The sequence below is a fragment of the Kaistella palustris DSM 21579 genome (assembly GCF_000422265.1).
In the GTDB taxonomy this organism is placed as follows: Bacteria; Bacteroidota; Bacteroidia; order Flavobacteriales; family Weeksellaceae; genus Kaistella; species Kaistella palustris.
This window is the reverse complement of record NZ_AULL01000018.1, coordinates 96,110-110,838: the sequence shown is the minus strand read 5'-3', so window position 1 is coordinate 110,838 and position 14,729 is coordinate 96,110. Positions and strand designations below refer to the sequence as shown.

The window sequence follows — 14,729 nt, the reverse complement described above, 5'->3', positions numbered from 1 at the left end:
TTTTATGATTTTTTTACCTGATAAACGAAGATTCGTGGAATAAGGATCAGATCTGATTGCTGATTTTATCCGAATTTTGATTCATCTTATCGTAGTCGATCTGGTTTTTGCTTTCGGATATTTGTGCTGGATTTTCCAGGAAAAAGTTCTTGCCTTCCAGCAATTCTGTAAGTAAAGTGCGCATCTGCTCGGCAGCAACCTCGGGCAGATGAGATTTTTTAGCAGCTTCTATCACCTGTCTTTTTCCGTTCTGCTGAATTTTTGCCAGATCTTCTTTGCTGAAGAGATTAAAAAACTGCTCCTCGATATTGTAGTATTTGTAGTCGGTTTCTGTTGACAGAATCTCGGGTGCGGGGAAGCTCAGTAACTTCACTTTACGGTTCTGCTCATCAACTTCCCACTTGAACTTTTCGAAATCATAGCCTACCAAAACCTTGGCCTGCACGATCACCAAAGCTTTTTTCTTTGAAGGAATAAAATTAAGCAGTTTGGTCGTCTCTTCGTAATTATAAATTTCGTTAAAGTGTCCCTCGGCAGCTACCACTTTGAAAACCTTGCGCATACTTTCGGCAATGGTGTGCGAACTTTCCGTAATAACCGCGGGTTGCGCCGTCATTTTTTTTGAAAGTAAAAATGCAATTACGCCACCTAAAATAAGGCCCAAAATTAACATGAGGATCGTCATCATGGAATTAATATTCTGACTCTGAGTCATTTGGTAAAAGAAAAATCCCAGAAAGACAACCAACAAAATACCGAATGCCCAAAGTACAGTTTTAAATTTATTCATCTTCATCCGTATTATATTTACGTAAAGATAGGGAATTTGCAAAAGGCTTGGTTCTCATTTTTTGTTTAGAAACGTCGGTGGCAGGATCAACTCTTCAAACTTTCCTTTCACTTCCAGTTTTTTAAAATAAAGATTTCTGGCCATGATTTTCAGCATCAGATCCTTATCAAAAAATTTCCAGAAAACATCATCATGAACTTTGGCAGGTTTCCGGATTTCGTAAAAAGAAGTTTGCCAGGCATCAGGATTGTGGTAAAACTCAATGATACCGCAATTCTCCGGAACCTGAGCAACATCGATCATACCTTGCGGCACCAGGAAACTGAAATAATTACACGGATAGTCGCCGCAGGATATTTTGTCGTGTTTCAGGAATTTTTCTTTGGTCTTCTGGTTTTGATATTTCTTTTTGAAATCATTTTTAAAGTCAGCTTTAGAGAATTTGATTTCGATCTCGTGACTCAGACCTTTTTCATTAATGATCAAAATATCTGCTTCCCAATCGGAATGGAAATGGTTCGTCAGCACCAGATCTTTCTCAAAATCGCAGAATTTCGAGATATAGTTGTACGTAAGTTCTTCTACCTTCAGCATGTAAATTTTAAATTAAGAAACGAGCAGGCTGCAACCGCGGATATCTGAATGATCGATCCTGCCCAAAACCTGAAATCTGTCGGACAAAACCTTCGGGCCTTTCAGAACGGATTCTGGCACCGAAAATGGCTCTGGATCCACGATAATTTTTCCCAAATCCTGCGTGGCAATAAAACTGCAGGAATATTGGTTTGCAAGATCGATGATATTGATCGCGCCACTTCGACCTTTCTCCACATAAGAGAAGGGATCTTCGGTATTTCTGATGAGAACGCGCATCCAGTTGGGACTTTCGTATATGTTATGACCTAAAGAATAGGCCTGCGAAAGCAATTCGGTCATGGAATATTCGGAATAAATCCGGTCCGTACCAAAGCCCTTTTGCAAAATCCCGAGCAGTTCGTCTTTGGTCATTTCCTCCTTCCGCCCTTTCATACCGCCGGTTTCGATAATGGTGAGTTGGGCAGACGATTTGCCAAACCGCGGATCACTTTGTGCAAAATCCAGAAAGTCCAACAGTGCGAACGAAACGCCGAATAAAATGACTTTCTTATCTTCCACTGCGAGTTTCTGCAGCAACTCCAGTAGTTCATTATGATTGTAGAGAAAATATCCGTTTTCCGGTTTTCCCGATTTTTCCATCAGAAAATTTACCATATAAATGAGTGAGGAATTCTGCTTTTCGAGATAGCTTGGTAATAATCCCAGAAATACAAAGTCTTCCGGCTTTCCGATAAACTGTTCAAAACTTTTTGCAATGCTTTCACGGTACAGCTTTTCGTCTGCAATCCAGTGTTTGGAAAGATTCATTTGCGTGGTGCCGGAACTTTGAAAATAGAGTTCAGTGTTTTTTGTGTGGTCAAGGATCGTGTGATTCTTGAACATTTCGATTGGTAAAAAAGGAATGTTGTCTACTTCGTGAACTTTTGTTGGATCAATGTTCAGATAATCTACAAATTTGCGGTAGACTTTTATGTTCTGATATTGATAGCGAAAAGTCTCCAGGCATTTTTGCCGGAAATCGGCTTCGGTTTGGATGTTGAAAATGTTTTTCATTTTTTTAACCACAAAGTTCACGAGGGATTACACAAAGACACAAGAATTCATACTTTAGTTCTTTACCTTTCATATTCTCTTTTCTAATAATTAATGAGCAGATCTGATTTGCATTTTTCATAACCACAAGGACTATATAAAAGGTTGCCTTAAATATTTCCGTTGATTACACGTTTGATACCATTTTTAAATAACAAAGTATTAAAATTAATGAGCATACCCAGCTTGCAGTGACTAAGTTTAAGATATGTAAGAACCTGCGCAAGATGGATATCATTCAGTCCCTCTACAGCTTTCACTTCAATTACAACTTTTCGCTCCACCAGCAAATCAATCCTATAGCCAACGTCTAATTTTACTTCATCATAAATGAGCGGCATCGGCATCTGTTTTTCAATTAACAATTGTGTTTTGCGCAATTCATAATAAAGACATTCTTCATATGCCGACTCTAAAAGACCAGGACCAAGCTGTCTGTGAACTTTTAATCCCGCATCAAAAATTACTCGTGAAATTTCATTTTCATTCATAACAATCGTGATCTTAGTGAAGCCCTTTGGGAACTTAGTGGTTAAATACTACTAATTCAAACCTTTCATTATCGTAAACCCCGTATGTAAAATACGTAATCCAGTCGCCGAGATTGATGTATTTGGCTTTGCCGTTTTCAAGATCCAACACCATAGGCAGATGCCGGTGACCATAAATGAAATAATCAATTTTTTCGGTCTTCAGTTTTTCTTTGGAGTAGATGATCAGATATTCTTTGTCTTCACCTAAAAATGCTTTGTCTTCCTCGCCGGAGATCATTTTATTTTTAGTCGAAAAATAAATGGCCAGTTTCATGGCAATATCGGGATGCAGCCATTTGAAAGCCCACTGTGCCAAAGGATTTGTAAAAAGTTTTTTCATCCTTTTATAACCTTTATCACCAGGCCCGAGCCCGTCGCCATGTGCAAGAAGAAAGTTTTTTCCGTTGATTTCAAAATACTGCTTTTCGAAAAAAACAGTACATCCTATCTCCTCTTCGAAGTAGTTCTTCATCCAAAGATCATGATTTCCCACAAACATAAAAAGTTGAATTCCCGAATCCTTCAACTCGGCCAGTTTACCCAAAACCCGCACATAACCTTTGGGAATTACGTGGTTCCATTCGTGCCAGAAATCAAACAGATCGCCCATCAGGAATAAAACCTGTGCATCGGCTTTAATCCCATCCAGCCAGCGGATAAATTTCTCCTCGCGTAATTTGCTTTCTTTGGGAGTCGGTGCGCCAAAATGCTGATCAGACGCGAAATAGACTTTTTTATTTGGTTCTAAGGTGATTTTCATTTGAAAGAGTCAAGATAAAGGATTGCGTTTCCAAAGTTCTATAAATTACTAAAAATGATCATAGGAACGGCAGATTAAAATTTACGAGCTTCAAATTTCCACATCTTCAATTTACGACATTAAACCTGGTCCTCTGCGAACCATTCACCGTAAGAGTTTTCAGTTTCATGAAGTTTTAGGTAAGCCAGAGAAACGTTCCCGGGAAGATGTTTTTTAATCTTGTCAGCAATTTCGTATAACATATTTTCGCAGGTCGGCTGGTAGTTACAGAAGATCACTTTGTGTCCTTTATCCTCCAAATCCTGACCCAGTTCACGGTGCGGCGAAACGCCATTGACCAAAACCGCATGGTCCCAAACTTCGGTGATCTGCGACTTTACAATTTTCTTGATATCACCGAAATCTACCACCATTCCGTTCTTTTGATCATCCAGGTCGTTGATGGGATTTCCTTTTACAGTAACAAAGAGTTTATAGGAATGCCCGTGCATATTTTTGCATTTGCCATCGTAATTGTAAAGAACGTGCGCCGTTTCAAAAGTAAAGATCTTGGTAATACGTATCATGCCGCAAAGATAAGATTTTTGAAGCCGAATGTTAAAGTGTACCGTAAAATGAGTTTTCCTGCAGACGTGTTTTGACGAGATAATAACAGGCTGCTCTGAAATTATATTTTTGGGCAAAAAGGCTTTTTCTTAATCTGAAAATTTTTTTTAAATTTAACAGTAACTTTCTGTAAACAAATGGAGTATGTTTTTGGTCGACTTACTTTTCCCTAACCGCTGCCTTGCGTGCAGCCGCATTACTGAGCCCGATGAAGTGGTTTGTAATCTGTGTTTCGATCAGATCCATTTTACACATTTCAAGTTTTCTGCAAGTAATTTACTTACTGAACGTTGCCGCTTGCTTTTTCCTGTGGATAAAGCCTGTGCCTTAATGGAATTTGAAGAGGAAAGTCTGAGCCAAAAGATAATCCATCAGCTGAAGTACGGCAGGCGCGAGAAAATCGGAAAAATACTGGCAAACTGGACAATCGAAAGGGTAGATTTTGCCGACTTGAAACCTGACATGTTGATTACCGTTCCTCTTCATCAGAAAAAATTAAAAGAAAGAGGCTATAATCAGCTTCATTTATTTGCAGATACACTCTCGGAACAACTTAAAATTCCATGTTCACATACACTCATCAAAAGAAATTTTTACAAAAAAGCACAGGCTAAGAAAAACAAAGCGCAAAGGAATTTTAATGAAAACCTGTTTTCCAATACGCAGAGAATCACAGGAAAGCACGTGCTGATCGTTGATGACGTGCTAACAACCGGCAATACTATGAGTGCTGTGGCATGGGAACTCCTGAAATCGGGAAATAATAAAGTGAGTGTTTTGGTCATGGCGATGGACTGATTTCCGGAGATGAGATTTTTAGATCTTAGATTTTGGTTTACTATTATTCACATTTATTGAAAAAAAACCCTCTGAAAAGAAGGATAATTTTTTGATTTTTAAAAGCGTTACTGCTGCAGTTTTTCACCGTAAGATAAATCGCCGGCATCGCCTAGCCCAGGCGTGATATATCCCTTTGAAGTCAGTTTTTCATCGATTACACCTACCCAGATTTTAGCTTCCGGATATTCCTTTTGAATGGTATCCACGCCCTGTTGAGAAGCAATTGCTGCCACAATATGAAGTTGTGTGGGTTTGCCGTGGTTCAATAGATCTTTGATCGCCTCGATGAGACTTGCGCCGGTTGCCAGCATTGGATCTGCGACAATCAAAGGTCTTCCGTCGATATTAGGACAGGTCAGGTAGTCCTGCTTGATGGAGAAATAATCATTGGCATCATGTTTCCGGTATGCCGCCACAAAACCACAGTCGGCCTTGTCGAGGTAATTGAGGATCCCCTGAAATAAAGGAACTCCCGCTCTGAGGATCGTGGTGATTACAGGTTGTACAGCAACTTCCTGAACTTTTATCTTATCTAAAGGTGTGGAAATTTCAATTTCTTTCTGTTCAAGACTTTTGCTGATCTCAAAAGCCGCGATCTCGCCAATACGTTCCATATTACGGCGGAACCGCAGGCGGTCATTTTGTATGTCTACATTTCGAAGCTCATTGATCCAGGTGTTTACGAGAGAAAAATTGTCAGAAAGAACAGTAATCATAATATTGATGTGATAATTAGATGATGTGATGAGTTGGTTATTTGGTGCTGGGGAATGTTATAATTGGTGATGTGTTAATAAGGTTATATTTTTCAATCTATTAAATGAGCTTTGCGGTAGATATAATTTTTGATAAAGTTTCTGACTGCTTAATAACTTCAGTTTTTAAATCATCTTTAAAAGGATAAACTTGGAGCCTTTTCGCAAAACAAAAGCCAATATTCAGATTCCTTTGCCTTTTTGTCTGCAATTTTTAATTTATCAATGACATCTGCTCTACTTTCTGCGCTCTAGGTTTCAGGTATATTTTCGCGACAGAGGTTCCGCTTTATAAAATTACATCATTAAATCCACAAACTCGAATCAACAAACCATTAGATCAGGTTACTTTTGGCGGAAATAAACTTCAATAGGAACTCCGGTAAAACCGAAATGTTTACGAAGTTGGTTCTCGGCAAATCTTTTGTAAGGCTCCTTCACATATTGCGGCAGATTACAGAAAAATACAAACTGCGGGCTTGGCGTAGGGAGCTGCACACAATATTTGATCTTTACATATTTCCCTTTCAGCGCGGGCGGCGGTGTGTTTTCGAAAACCGGCAGCATGACTTCATTAAGTTTTGATGTTTTGATTTTCTTTGCCCTGTTCGCATAAACTTCCATGGCGACTTCTACTGTTTTCAGAATTCTCTGCTTCGTTAGTGCCGAGACAAAAAGAATGGGAATATCTGTAAACTGACCGATCCTTTCCTTGATCTGCGCTTCAAAATCCCGTGTGGTATTGGTTTCTTTTTCCACAAGATCCCATTTATTCACCACGATCACTATTCCTTTACGGTTTTTCTGAGCCAGGCCAAAAATATTCATGTCCTGCGATTCCCAACCCAAAGTGGCATCAACCATAATGATCACTACATCAGAATACTCGATTGAACGTACAGAACGCATTACCGAATAAAACTCCAGATCTTCTTTCACTTTCGCTTTACGGCGCATGCCGGCCGTATCAACCAGAACAAACTCGTGCCCAAATTTATTATACAAAGTCTGGATTGAATCCCGGGTGGTACCCGCAACATCGGTCACGATATTCTGTTCTTTGTCTAAAAGTGCGTTGGTTAATGTTGATTTGCCCACGTTCGGTCTCCCGGCAATGGTAATTTTCGGTAAACCTTCGAAAGGATCTTTGTATTCGGTAGTCGGAAAATCCTTCACAATATCATCCAGCAATTCTCCTGTTCCCGAGCCTGTTGCCGAAGACATGGTGTAATATTTTGAAATTCCCAGTTGGTAAAATTCTGTGGCCGCCAGTTCCTCTTTGGCAGAATCCACTTTATTGATCACAATATAGACGGGCTTGTTGGAGCGGCGCAACAGTTCGTGGATCTCGATATCCGTATCCGTCAGGCCTTCCTCCACATTAAGCATAAATATAATAGAAGTAGCTTCATCTACAGCCAATTCAACCTGCTTTGTAATTTCTTCCTGAAAAACATCTTCGGAATTCACTTCATAACCACCGGTATCTATAACGGTAAACTCCACGCCATTCCAGTCGGATTTGCCGTAATGGCGGTCTCTGGTCACACCGGCAGTGGAATCTACAATAGCTTCTCTTCTCTCAAGAAAACGGTTAAAAAGGGTTGATTTTCCCACATTGGGACGGCCTACAATAGCCACGATATTCGACATAAAATTTTGTTTAATAACATTATTATTAATGGGTTACTCGAACTTTTCGAGCCCAAAAATTTTTGCAAAGATAGTTTTTTGCAGGCGATTTATTAGGGAATATTTGTAACTTTGAGTTAGTTGAACGCGACGATGAAAAAAAAGGACGCTTCAACTGAGGTATTTTGTAGATACATAATAACCAAAACACAAAATGATGATACTATTAATGATTCTGGCAATTTTTGCCGTTGTATTGTTTTACCCAATTTCAATTTACAACAGGCTGGTAAAACTCCGAACCCTTGTTCACGAAGCATGGAGCAGTATTGATGTCATGCTGAAAAAACGACATGACCTGATTCACAGCCTGGTAGAAACTGTAAAAAGCTATGCCCCTCACGAGACCGAAACATTCGACAGTGTCAACCGCGCACGCGCTGCTGCCATGAATGCCCATACTTTGCAGGAAAAAGAAGCCGCCGAAAAAAACCTGGATCAGGCGATGATGAATCTGAATGCTGTAGCAGAACATTACCCGGACTTGAAGGCCAATACCAACTTCCTGCAACTACAGGCAGAACTTGCGGCTTTGGAAAATGATATTGCAAACTTCCGCAAATATTACAACGGAACTGTGCGGGAAAACAACATCCTAGTGCAGACGTTTCCAAGCAACTCCATTGCCAATATGTATAAATTCGAAAAAGTAAATTTTTTCGAACTCGATAATATTGCAGAACGCGCTTTACCGAATGTAAGGTTCTGACACAACCCAATTCTTTCACTTTACTGTTACGTCCTTAATTTCACTTTAGGACTGGCTTAATGGCGATCGAGAGTATCAGTCTTTACCATGAAAAATGAGATTTTCCGTGGCAGTATTGGCTGCCAAAAAAAATGTCCCGAATAATCAGGACATTTATTTGTAGATGAAAAATTTTAAATTCTTTCAATATCGGCGCCCAAAGCTCGTAAACGCCCGTCGATATTTTCGTAACCGCGGTCGATCTGTTCTATATTTTGTATTACAGAGGTTCCTTCGGCAGAAAGTGCCGCGATCAACATCGCAATTCCCGCTCGGATATCAGGTGAAACCATACTCGTTCCGCGCAGCGGATATTCGTGATTAAGTCCAACAATTGTGGCCCGGTGTGGATCACAGAGAATGATCTGCGCACCCATATCAATAAGCTTATCCACAAAGAACAGTCGGCTTTCAAACATTTTCTGGTGCACCAGGACAGTTCCCTTAGCCTGGCTCGCTACTACCAGAACGATCGAAAGCAGATCCGGCGTAAAGCCCGGCCAGGGCGCATCTGAAACGGTTAATATCGAACCGTCGATAAATTTCTGGATTTTATAATTCTCCTGCGCCGGAATGTAAATATCATCGCCGCGCTGTTCAAGGTCGATTCCAAGTTTTCTGAAAGTATTGGGAATGACGCCAAGTTCGTTCCAGTTTACATTTTTAATGGTGATCTCCGATTTCGTCATGGCAGCTAAACCAATCCAGGATCCGATCTCAACCATATCGGGTAACATCGTATGTTCGGTACCGCCTAGTTTTTCAACACCTTCCACCGTTAACAGATTGGAGCCGATTCCCGTGATCTTTGCACCCATGCGGTTCAGCATTTTACAAAGCTGCTGCAGATAAGGTTCGCATGCCGCATTATAAATCCGCGTTTTTCCTTTTGCAAGAGCCGCCGCCATCACGATATTTGCCGTGCCTGTTACAGAAGCTTCCTCAAGCAAAATAAATTTGCCCTGCAGATTTTTTGCTTTAAAGGAATAATAGGATTCTTTCTCATCATAATGAAATTCAGCACCGAGTTCTACAAGACCCTGAAAATGAGTATCCAACCGTCGGCGACCGATTTTATCGCCGCCCGGTGTAGGCATATAGGCTTCGCCGAAGCGCGCAAGCATTGGCCCAAGAAGCATTACAGAACCGCGCAGTCTGGCACCGTCTTTTTTAAATTCGTCGGATTTTAAATAGTTGAAGTTGACTTCATCTGCCTGAAAGCTGTAATCGCCATGTCCATTTTTAGTCACCTTTACACCAAAGTCGCCCAGAATCTCTATCAGTCTGTTGACATCGTGGATATCCGGAATATTCTTGATCCGAACTATATCTTCGGTCAGCAGAACTGCACAAATGATCTGCAGTGCCTCATTTTTTGCACCTTGTGGCGTAATTTCACCGTGTAAACGTTTACCGCCTTTTATTTTAAAAGTACCGTTCATTTACTTTCGGTTTTTATTATTGGTGTGGAAATTCCGTTTTTTATTTTGGGCATTCTGGCTTTGATTATTTTTCGGATTGTTCTTGTTATTGCGGTTAGTAGCGTAATAAATTTTACTTTTTTCCAGTGAATCCAAACCTGTAAGATCCAGGCGGTTCTGGGAAAGATCCTTCAGGTGGCGGAAAATAACTTCATCCTGTACGTGTTCTTTATTATACACATTATAAGATTTCTTCATGTTATTGGCGATAACCTGAATCAGCGCATCTTTTTCGTCACCGCTTTCCAGTTCAATCGCCTTGTCGATGAGCTGCAGAATACTTTTGCCGTAGAATTTAAAATCGCCCTGCAGCTTTGGATATTCCATGCGCGAAGGTTTTACGTGCAGTTCCTCTTCCGTCGGGAAGGGATAAGGTGAATCCACATCCAGATCGTAATTCGCGAGAATATAAAGATGGTCCCAGAGTTTATGCTTGTAATTTTCTTCGTCGCGGAGTTGCGGATTGCGCTGACCCATAAAATCAACAATCGCCAAAGCCATTTCGTTGCGTTCTTCTTTGGTTTCGAGCTCTTTGCAGCGCTCTACCAACTGCTGTATAATTCTGCCATACTCCGGCAGGTGAAGGTGTGTTCTTTGGGTATTGTATTCCATGGGTGCAAATATAAGAATTTGTTCGGTGTATTTTGGGTGTGCTGATGTGCGCATTCTTCCCCAAAAGAGAAGTGAAGGCAAGTCACAAAATAAGTACCAAAACGAAAATATTGTTTAAATATGCAGGTTGCAAATGCTGAAATTCTACGCCACGAATTTCGATTTCTGTTTTTCATTCGGAAGAAAACATTTCTGGGTGTAAAGTTTCTGGCGGTTGGCAGCCACCAAATCATATACAGCATCCGTTAAAAAGCGCGGAAAGAAGTTGAGATTCCCAAGGACCGCAAACTTGCCACCCAGAATTCTTGCAATCGCAAAGACCGCCTGGGATTTTTTAAAGTAAAATGATTTCGGTTTCCAAAGATAAAGGGTGCTTAAATTTCCGGCCTCAAGGTTGCGATCATTGAGGAAATTTTGGCCAAAATCTGATTGTAGCGAGGCAAAAAGAAACTGATCATTCCGGTCATTTTTCAGGATCCACTCCACCCAATGATTACAGAAACCACAGTCGCCATCGTAGAAGACATAATATTTTGAGGAATCTGTCATTTTAAATATTTTCTGCAAGTATGAACCTGGTTATTAAGTTATTTCTTCTTTGCATCGGGCGGTAAATTGTGGCTGCGGCGGATATCGGCTTCAATAAGTTTAAAATACTGAATGATCTCCTGTTTCTGAGCCGCTGAAAACTTGGCTTCCGGATGTCCCAAGACGTAGGAATCCAAAGGCATTTTGCCATTTTCAATCATTTCCTGCACTTCAGAAAGCTTATGTGCCTGCCTTTTGGCTGGATTCGTAGCAAAGGTTGAAAAATTTAATTCTTTGCGTCCTTCTTCAATATGATCTTTCAAAAACCAGCCTACCGGTTGCAAATTAGCGTACCAGGGATATTTACTTTCATTGCTGTGGCAGTCATAGCAACCATTTCTAATTAAATTTGCGGTACTTTCCGGCGTATCTTTAATTTTTAAAAAATCGAGCTGCGGCGTGGGAGCCGGATTATTTTTATCGATCTGGAAAAACTGAATCAGGATAAATGCAACCAGTAAGATCAGGAGAATTTTTTTCATAAAAAATAATTTACAGCGTGAAGTTACAAATAAAACCGGTTTGCGGAATTAAATATAAAATCGCCGGCTTTTTAAACCGCATATAAAGGGTAATTAAAATCTTCTCTTTTAAATGATAAAATTCCATTTTCAGAAAATCGCACATTTTACCACAATAGATTTTATAAATCGATAATGCTTTCGTGATTGATGAAGGCTTGCTATCTTTGCATAAGAAATTTTAAAAACAACAATATTATGTCATTAGTAGGAAAAAAATTCCCAAATGTAGCCATCGACGCCATGAGCGAAATGGGTGACGATTTAAAAATTAACATCTTTGAAGAGAGCACTAAAAACGAGCAGAAGATTCTTCTCTTCTGGTATCCTAACGATTTCACTTTTGTATGCCCTACGGAACTTCACGCATTTCAGGAGGCTTTGCCGGAATTTGAAAAAAGAAATACTAAAATTATCGGTGCATCTTGCGACTCCAACGAAGTACATTTTGCCTGGTTAAATACACCAAAAGACAACGGAGGCATCGAGGGTGTAACTTACCCGATCCTTGCTGATACGCACAGACAGCTTGCAAATATCCTTGGAATTGTAGATCAGGATTTTGAATACGATGAAGAAGGAAACGAGAATTATACAGGTTCCAACGTAACTTACCGCGCCACTTATCTGATCGATGAGACCGGAAAGATCTTCCACGAATCTGTAAATGATATGCCACTGGGCAGAAACGTAAAAGAATATCTTAGACTGATCGATGCATATACGCACGTGCAGAAACACGGCGAAGTTTGTCCCGCAAACTGGGAAGAAGGTAAAGATGCGATGAAAGCGAACCGGGAATCCACAGCCGAATATCTATCAAACCACCAAAACTAAAAAGGATTATGTATACTGAACTGGCAGAAGACACTTTGCAGGACATTGTAAGCAGCAACCCCAAGGTTGTGGTACAGTATGGTGCAACATGGTGTGGAAACTGCAGAATTATGAAACCCAAATTCAAAAAACTGGCGGTAGAAAACGACGAGATCCCTTTCTATTACGTAGATGCCGAGAAGTTACCTGAAAGCCGCAAACTTGCAAAGGTAGACAACTTACCAACTTTTGCGGTTTTTAAGAACGGTGAACTTTTGAATCAGGTGCAGACAAATAAGGCAGAAAGCCTCACTGAACTTTTTAATGAACTGAAATAATGAAATTACCTATCATCAGACAACTTTATCAAACGCAAACTCCCGAAAATCTGGAGGCTACGCTGGAAGTTCTGGAAGCCTTTTCAGAATTCCGCGGAACCACTGAAGAAGATCTGAATGTTGCCGGCGAACTGATCACCAATATTTGCGGCGCGCTCGAAGTACACGCAAGCGTGAAAACCGGTATGGCAGAACGTGATGCATTGAACGGTTTTGCCCAAAAGGTGTTGGGATCTATTGATAAGTAAGTCTTAATAAGCAAAGAAAAAGCGGGAATTTAAATATCCCGCTTTTTTTGTGATCAGTCATCACTGTTGCGCTTGCCAGTTCGGTTTTTAAACCCTTTCTTTCTGTTATCTTTTTCAAATTTCCGGTCACCGTTTTTATTATAATTACGGTCGTCATCTTTTTTTAGATATCGGCCGTCGTAACTGTTGTTATTTCTTTTTTTAACCTGACCAGGTGCGTAATCTCTTGCGTTTCCGCCGTAGATTTTTTTTGCCTGTCCCGGCGGCAGCCGCCGCGCTTTTGCGGTCGGATAATAGACGGTGTTTGTATTTCGGCTGATAACTCCCGGTCTGCCATAAGTATTATCTCTGCGAATTACCTGGCCATTTTGGTATACATTACCGTTTCTGTCGCGGTAGATTTCTCCCGGTCTGTAAATAGTACCGTCTGCAGTTCTGTACACCGATCCGTTGCTTGGGTAACTTGCGGGGTAGTTATTTGGATAATTGCTTCCGTAAGGATCGTTGGCCGCTCCACAGGAAGTCAGTACAAATCCTAATCCAGAAAGCGTGAGTATTTTAAATGCGTTTTTCATTGTATTGATATTAAAGGTTACCTAATCTATCTCAATGATGATGCCAAAAAATAAATAACCACTGAATATCAGCAAGTTACAAACCAACCGTTTTGCTTCTGCGTTCCAAAAAAGCGATATCGCGCCAGCGCCCATTCATCTGCCCGATTTTTTCACGGTTCCCGACGAGACGGAATCCAAGTTTTTTGTGTACCGAAATGCTCGCCTGGTTTTCAGGAAAAATCCCCGCCTGCAAGGTCCAGAAATTTTGTTCTTCACTATCGGTAATCAATTTTTTTAAAAGCATGGCGCCCAGTCCTTTTCCCTGCACATCTGCCGTTAAATAAATACTCACTTCAGCCACGCCGCGAAAGCATTCGCGATTGCTGACAGGTTGCAGTGCGGCCCAACCCACTATTTCATCGGTTTCATCTTCCAGAACCCAGCGGCAGGATTTCACATATTTCTGCTCCCACTCGTCCGCCGAGGGAGCGCGTGGATCGAAGGTCGCATTGCCACCTGCAATTCCTTCTTCAAAAATTTCAATCACCCTTTTGATATCCGAAGATAACATGGGCCGGATTTCGTAGTTCATTCCTGTCTTATTTTAATTAAAGATGATGCGATTTTCTTGGAAATTTCTTTTTATGATGCGAATAATTGGTCTGATGATTTTCGTTTTCGGATATAATGCTGATGTTTCCATCAAACTCTAGAATTGCAAGCCTTACGTTTTCTACGTTTTCCAGACCGTGCTCATGAATCGTTTCAATAAGCTCATCCACCGTGATCTCGGCTTTTTTCATCAGCTGCAGGTCAACAATACCGTCTTTTACCAGAATCTCCGGCTGAGCTTCGATCAGATTCTGGATTTTTTTACTTCGAAACATCAACTTTTTCAGCACCATGTTGGCGACAAATAAAATGCCGGCCGCCACCAATCCGCCCTGGAGCGATGTATCAGGTCCGACCATTGCATTCTGAACCGCATTCGAAATCAATAGCAGCAAGATCACATCTGCAGCATTGAGCTGCGAAAGCTGGTTTTTGCCAAAGATCCGCAGGGCGAAAATCATAAAAAGATATACCGCAAGGCTGCGTATACTGATTTCAAGTAACGGTTCCATGGTTTATTGTAAATCGAGGTTCAAAAAGTGA

The 14,729-nt window shown here is 40.7% G+C and carries 20 protein-coding genes; 5 read left to right on the top strand and 15 right to left on the bottom strand.

Annotated elements, in window-relative coordinates; genetic code table 11:
* Window positions 1-46 precede the first annotated feature (46 nt).
* The 6 genes from H562_RS14910 to queD form a co-directional block, all read right to left on the bottom strand.
* Entirely contained in the window at window positions 47-790 is a 744-nt protein-coding gene (locus H562_RS14910) for a DUF4230 domain-containing protein (RefSeq protein ID WP_169463269.1), read from the bottom strand.
* 54 nt (window positions 791-844) lie between these two features.
* Window positions 845-1,384 carry a hypothetical protein gene (locus H562_RS0108905; protein ID WP_034690997.1) on the bottom strand — a complete coding sequence of 180 codons (540 nt, stop codon included), beginning with the start codon at window positions 1,382-1,384 and terminating at the stop codon, window positions 845-847.
* Between the two features lie 12 nt (window positions 1,385-1,396).
* On the bottom strand, window positions 1,397-2,440 hold the full coding sequence (locus H562_RS0108900; protein ID WP_027377184.1) for a LuxE/PaaK family acyltransferase: 1,044 nt from the start codon (window positions 2,438-2,440) through the stop codon (window positions 1,397-1,399).
* Between the two features lie 149 nt (window positions 2,441-2,589).
* Window positions 2,590-2,970, bottom strand: coding sequence for a GxxExxY protein (locus H562_RS0108895; RefSeq protein WP_027377183.1), 381 nt, complete (start codon window positions 2,968-2,970; stop codon window positions 2,590-2,592).
* A gap of 34 nt (window positions 2,971-3,004) precedes the next feature.
* Window positions 3,005-3,772 (bottom strand): UDP-2,3-diacylglucosamine diphosphatase, encoded by a 768-nt coding sequence (locus H562_RS0108890; RefSeq protein WP_027377182.1) that lies wholly within the window; start codon window positions 3,770-3,772, stop codon window positions 3,005-3,007.
* A gap of 119 nt (window positions 3,773-3,891) precedes the next feature.
* Window positions 3,892-4,338: a 6-carboxytetrahydropterin synthase QueD gene (queD, locus tag H562_RS0108885; RefSeq protein ID WP_027377181.1), complete on the bottom strand. Its 447-nt coding sequence runs from the start codon at window positions 4,336-4,338 to the stop codon at window positions 3,892-3,894.
* A 184-nt stretch (window positions 4,339-4,522) separates the two neighbouring features.
* Here queD and H562_RS0108880 point away from each other — a divergent pair, with 184 nt between their 5' ends.
* The gene (locus H562_RS0108880; RefSeq protein ID WP_027377180.1) at window positions 4,523-5,176 is read left to right on the top strand and encodes a ComF family protein; all 654 of its coding nucleotides are present in this window, start codon (window positions 4,523-4,525) and stop codon (window positions 5,174-5,176) included.
* A gap of 107 nt (window positions 5,177-5,283) precedes the next feature.
* Here the strand turns inward: H562_RS0108880 and upp are convergent, their stop codons facing one another.
* Together upp and der are read right to left on the bottom strand one after the other, a co-directional pair.
* The gene (upp, locus tag H562_RS0108875; RefSeq protein ID WP_027377179.1) at window positions 5,284-5,934 is read right to left on the bottom strand and encodes a uracil phosphoribosyltransferase; all 651 of its coding nucleotides are present in this window, start codon (window positions 5,932-5,934) and stop codon (window positions 5,284-5,286) included.
* Between the two features lie 384 nt (window positions 5,935-6,318).
* Entirely contained in the window at window positions 6,319-7,626 is a 1,308-nt protein-coding gene (gene der, locus H562_RS0108870; protein ID WP_027377178.1) for a ribosome biogenesis GTPase Der, read from the bottom strand.
* Window positions 7,627-7,819: 193 nt separating this feature from the next.
* Between der and H562_RS0108865 the strand changes: the two genes are divergently transcribed.
* A complete protein-coding gene (locus H562_RS0108865) occupies window positions 7,820-8,374 on the top strand; it encodes a LemA family protein (protein WP_027377177.1) in 555 nt (184 codons plus the stop codon).
* Window positions 8,375-8,547: 173 nt separating this feature from the next.
* Here H562_RS0108865 and murA read toward each other — a convergent pair whose 3' ends face one another.
* The 4 genes from murA to H562_RS0108845 form a co-directional block, all read right to left on the bottom strand.
* Entirely contained in the window at window positions 8,548-9,855 is a 1,308-nt protein-coding gene (gene murA, locus H562_RS0108860; protein WP_027377176.1) for a UDP-N-acetylglucosamine 1-carboxyvinyltransferase, read from the bottom strand.
* The gene (locus H562_RS0108855) at window positions 9,856-10,506 is read right to left on the bottom strand and encodes a DUF4290 domain-containing protein (protein ID WP_027377175.1); all 651 of its coding nucleotides are present in this window, start codon (window positions 10,504-10,506) and stop codon (window positions 9,856-9,858) included.
* Window positions 10,507-10,650: 144 nt separating this feature from the next.
* Complete coding sequence (locus tag H562_RS0108850; RefSeq protein ID WP_027377174.1) at window positions 10,651-11,055, bottom strand: thiol-disulfide oxidoreductase DCC family protein; 405 nt, start codon at window positions 11,053-11,055, stop codon at window positions 10,651-10,653.
* Window positions 11,056-11,093: 38 nt separating this feature from the next.
* A complete protein-coding gene (locus H562_RS0108845; protein WP_027377173.1) occupies window positions 11,094-11,576 on the bottom strand; it encodes a heme-binding domain-containing protein in 483 nt (160 codons plus the stop codon).
* Between the two features lie 237 nt (window positions 11,577-11,813).
* Between H562_RS0108845 and H562_RS0108835 the strand changes: the two genes are divergently transcribed.
* The 3 genes from H562_RS0108835 to H562_RS0108825 are packed head-to-tail and all read left to right on the top strand — an operon-like array spanning window position 11,814 to window position 13,017.
* Window positions 11,814-12,452: a peroxiredoxin gene (locus H562_RS0108835; protein ID WP_027377172.1), complete on the top strand. Its 639-nt coding sequence runs from the start codon at window positions 11,814-11,816 to the stop codon at window positions 12,450-12,452.
* Window positions 12,453-12,460: 8 nt separating this feature from the next.
* Window positions 12,461-12,769, top strand: coding sequence for a thioredoxin family protein (locus tag H562_RS0108830; protein WP_027377171.1), 309 nt, complete (start codon window positions 12,461-12,463; stop codon window positions 12,767-12,769).
* A complete protein-coding gene (locus H562_RS0108825; protein WP_027377170.1) occupies window positions 12,769-13,017 on the top strand; it encodes a DUF6952 family protein in 249 nt (82 codons plus the stop codon). The genes H562_RS0108830 and H562_RS0108825 overlap by 1 nt, the downstream gene beginning before the upstream one ends.
* Before the next feature lie 53 nt (window positions 13,018-13,070).
* Here H562_RS0108825 and H562_RS15780 read toward each other — a convergent pair whose 3' ends face one another.
* From H562_RS15780 to H562_RS0108805, 3 genes are all read right to left on the bottom strand, one after another.
* Window positions 13,071-13,592 (bottom strand): Ku family protein, encoded by a 522-nt coding sequence (locus H562_RS15780; RefSeq protein WP_034690993.1) that lies wholly within the window; start codon window positions 13,590-13,592, stop codon window positions 13,071-13,073.
* Between the two features lie 76 nt (window positions 13,593-13,668).
* A complete protein-coding gene (locus tag H562_RS0108810) occupies window positions 13,669-14,166 on the bottom strand; it encodes a GNAT family N-acetyltransferase (RefSeq protein WP_051190456.1) in 498 nt (165 codons plus the stop codon).
* Window positions 14,167-14,182: 16 nt separating this feature from the next.
* A complete protein-coding gene (locus tag H562_RS0108805; protein ID WP_027377168.1) occupies window positions 14,183-14,698 on the bottom strand; it encodes a DUF421 domain-containing protein in 516 nt (171 codons plus the stop codon).
* Window positions 14,699-14,729: the final 31 nt, after the last annotated feature.

Bases quoted from the DNA above. Each gene is read 5' to 3' on its own strand.
- H562_RS14910 (WP_169463269.1), bottom strand. From the start codon at position 790: ATGAATAAATTTAAAACTGTACTTTGGGCATTCGGTATTTTGTTGGTT.
- H562_RS0108905 (WP_034690997.1), bottom strand. From the start codon at position 1,384: ATGCTGAAGGTAGAAGAACTTACGTACAACTATATCTCGAAATTCTGC.
- H562_RS0108900 (WP_027377184.1), bottom strand. From the start codon at position 2,440: ATGAAAAACATTTTCAACATCCAAACCGAAGCCGATTTCCGGCAAAAA.
- H562_RS0108895 (WP_027377183.1), bottom strand. From the start codon at position 2,970: ATGAATGAAAATGAAATTTCACGAGTAATTTTTGATGCGGGATTAAAA.
- H562_RS0108890 (WP_027377182.1), bottom strand. From the start codon at position 3,772: ATGAAAATCACCTTAGAACCAAATAAAAAAGTCTATTTCGCGTCTGAT.
- queD (WP_027377181.1), bottom strand. From the start codon at position 4,338: ATGATACGTATTACCAAGATCTTTACTTTTGAAACGGCGCACGTTCTT.
- H562_RS0108880 (WP_027377180.1), top strand. From the start codon at position 4,523: ATGTTTTTGGTCGACTTACTTTTCCCTAACCGCTGCCTTGCGTGCAGC.
- upp (WP_027377179.1), bottom strand. From the start codon at position 5,934: ATGATTACTGTTCTTTCTGACAATTTTTCTCTCGTAAACACCTGGATC.
- der (WP_027377178.1), bottom strand. From the start codon at position 7,626: ATGTCGAATATCGTGGCTATTGTAGGCCGTCCCAATGTGGGAAAATCA.
- H562_RS0108865 (WP_027377177.1), top strand. From the start codon at position 7,820: ATGATGATACTATTAATGATTCTGGCAATTTTTGCCGTTGTATTGTTT.
- murA (WP_027377176.1), bottom strand. From the start codon at position 9,855: ATGAACGGTACTTTTAAAATAAAAGGCGGTAAACGTTTACACGGTGAA.
- H562_RS0108855 (WP_027377175.1), bottom strand. From the start codon at position 10,506: ATGGAATACAATACCCAAAGAACACACCTTCACCTGCCGGAGTATGGC.
- H562_RS0108850 (WP_027377174.1), bottom strand. From the start codon at position 11,055: ATGACAGATTCCTCAAAATATTATGTCTTCTACGATGGCGACTGTGGT.
- H562_RS0108845 (WP_027377173.1), bottom strand. From the start codon at position 11,576: ATGAAAAAAATTCTCCTGATCTTACTGGTTGCATTTATCCTGATTCAG.
- H562_RS0108835 (WP_027377172.1), top strand. From the start codon at position 11,814: ATGTCATTAGTAGGAAAAAAATTCCCAAATGTAGCCATCGACGCCATG.
- H562_RS0108830 (WP_027377171.1), top strand. From the start codon at position 12,461: ATGTATACTGAACTGGCAGAAGACACTTTGCAGGACATTGTAAGCAGC.
- H562_RS0108825 (WP_027377170.1), top strand. From the start codon at position 12,769: ATGAAATTACCTATCATCAGACAACTTTATCAAACGCAAACTCCCGAA.
- H562_RS15780 (WP_034690993.1), bottom strand. From the start codon at position 13,592: ATGAAAAACGCATTTAAAATACTCACGCTTTCTGGATTAGGATTTGTA.
- H562_RS0108810 (WP_051190456.1), bottom strand. From the start codon at position 14,166: ATGAACTACGAAATCCGGCCCATGTTATCTTCGGATATCAAAAGGGTG.
- H562_RS0108805 (WP_027377168.1), bottom strand. From the start codon at position 14,698: ATGGAACCGTTACTTGAAATCAGTATACGCAGCCTTGCGGTATATCTT.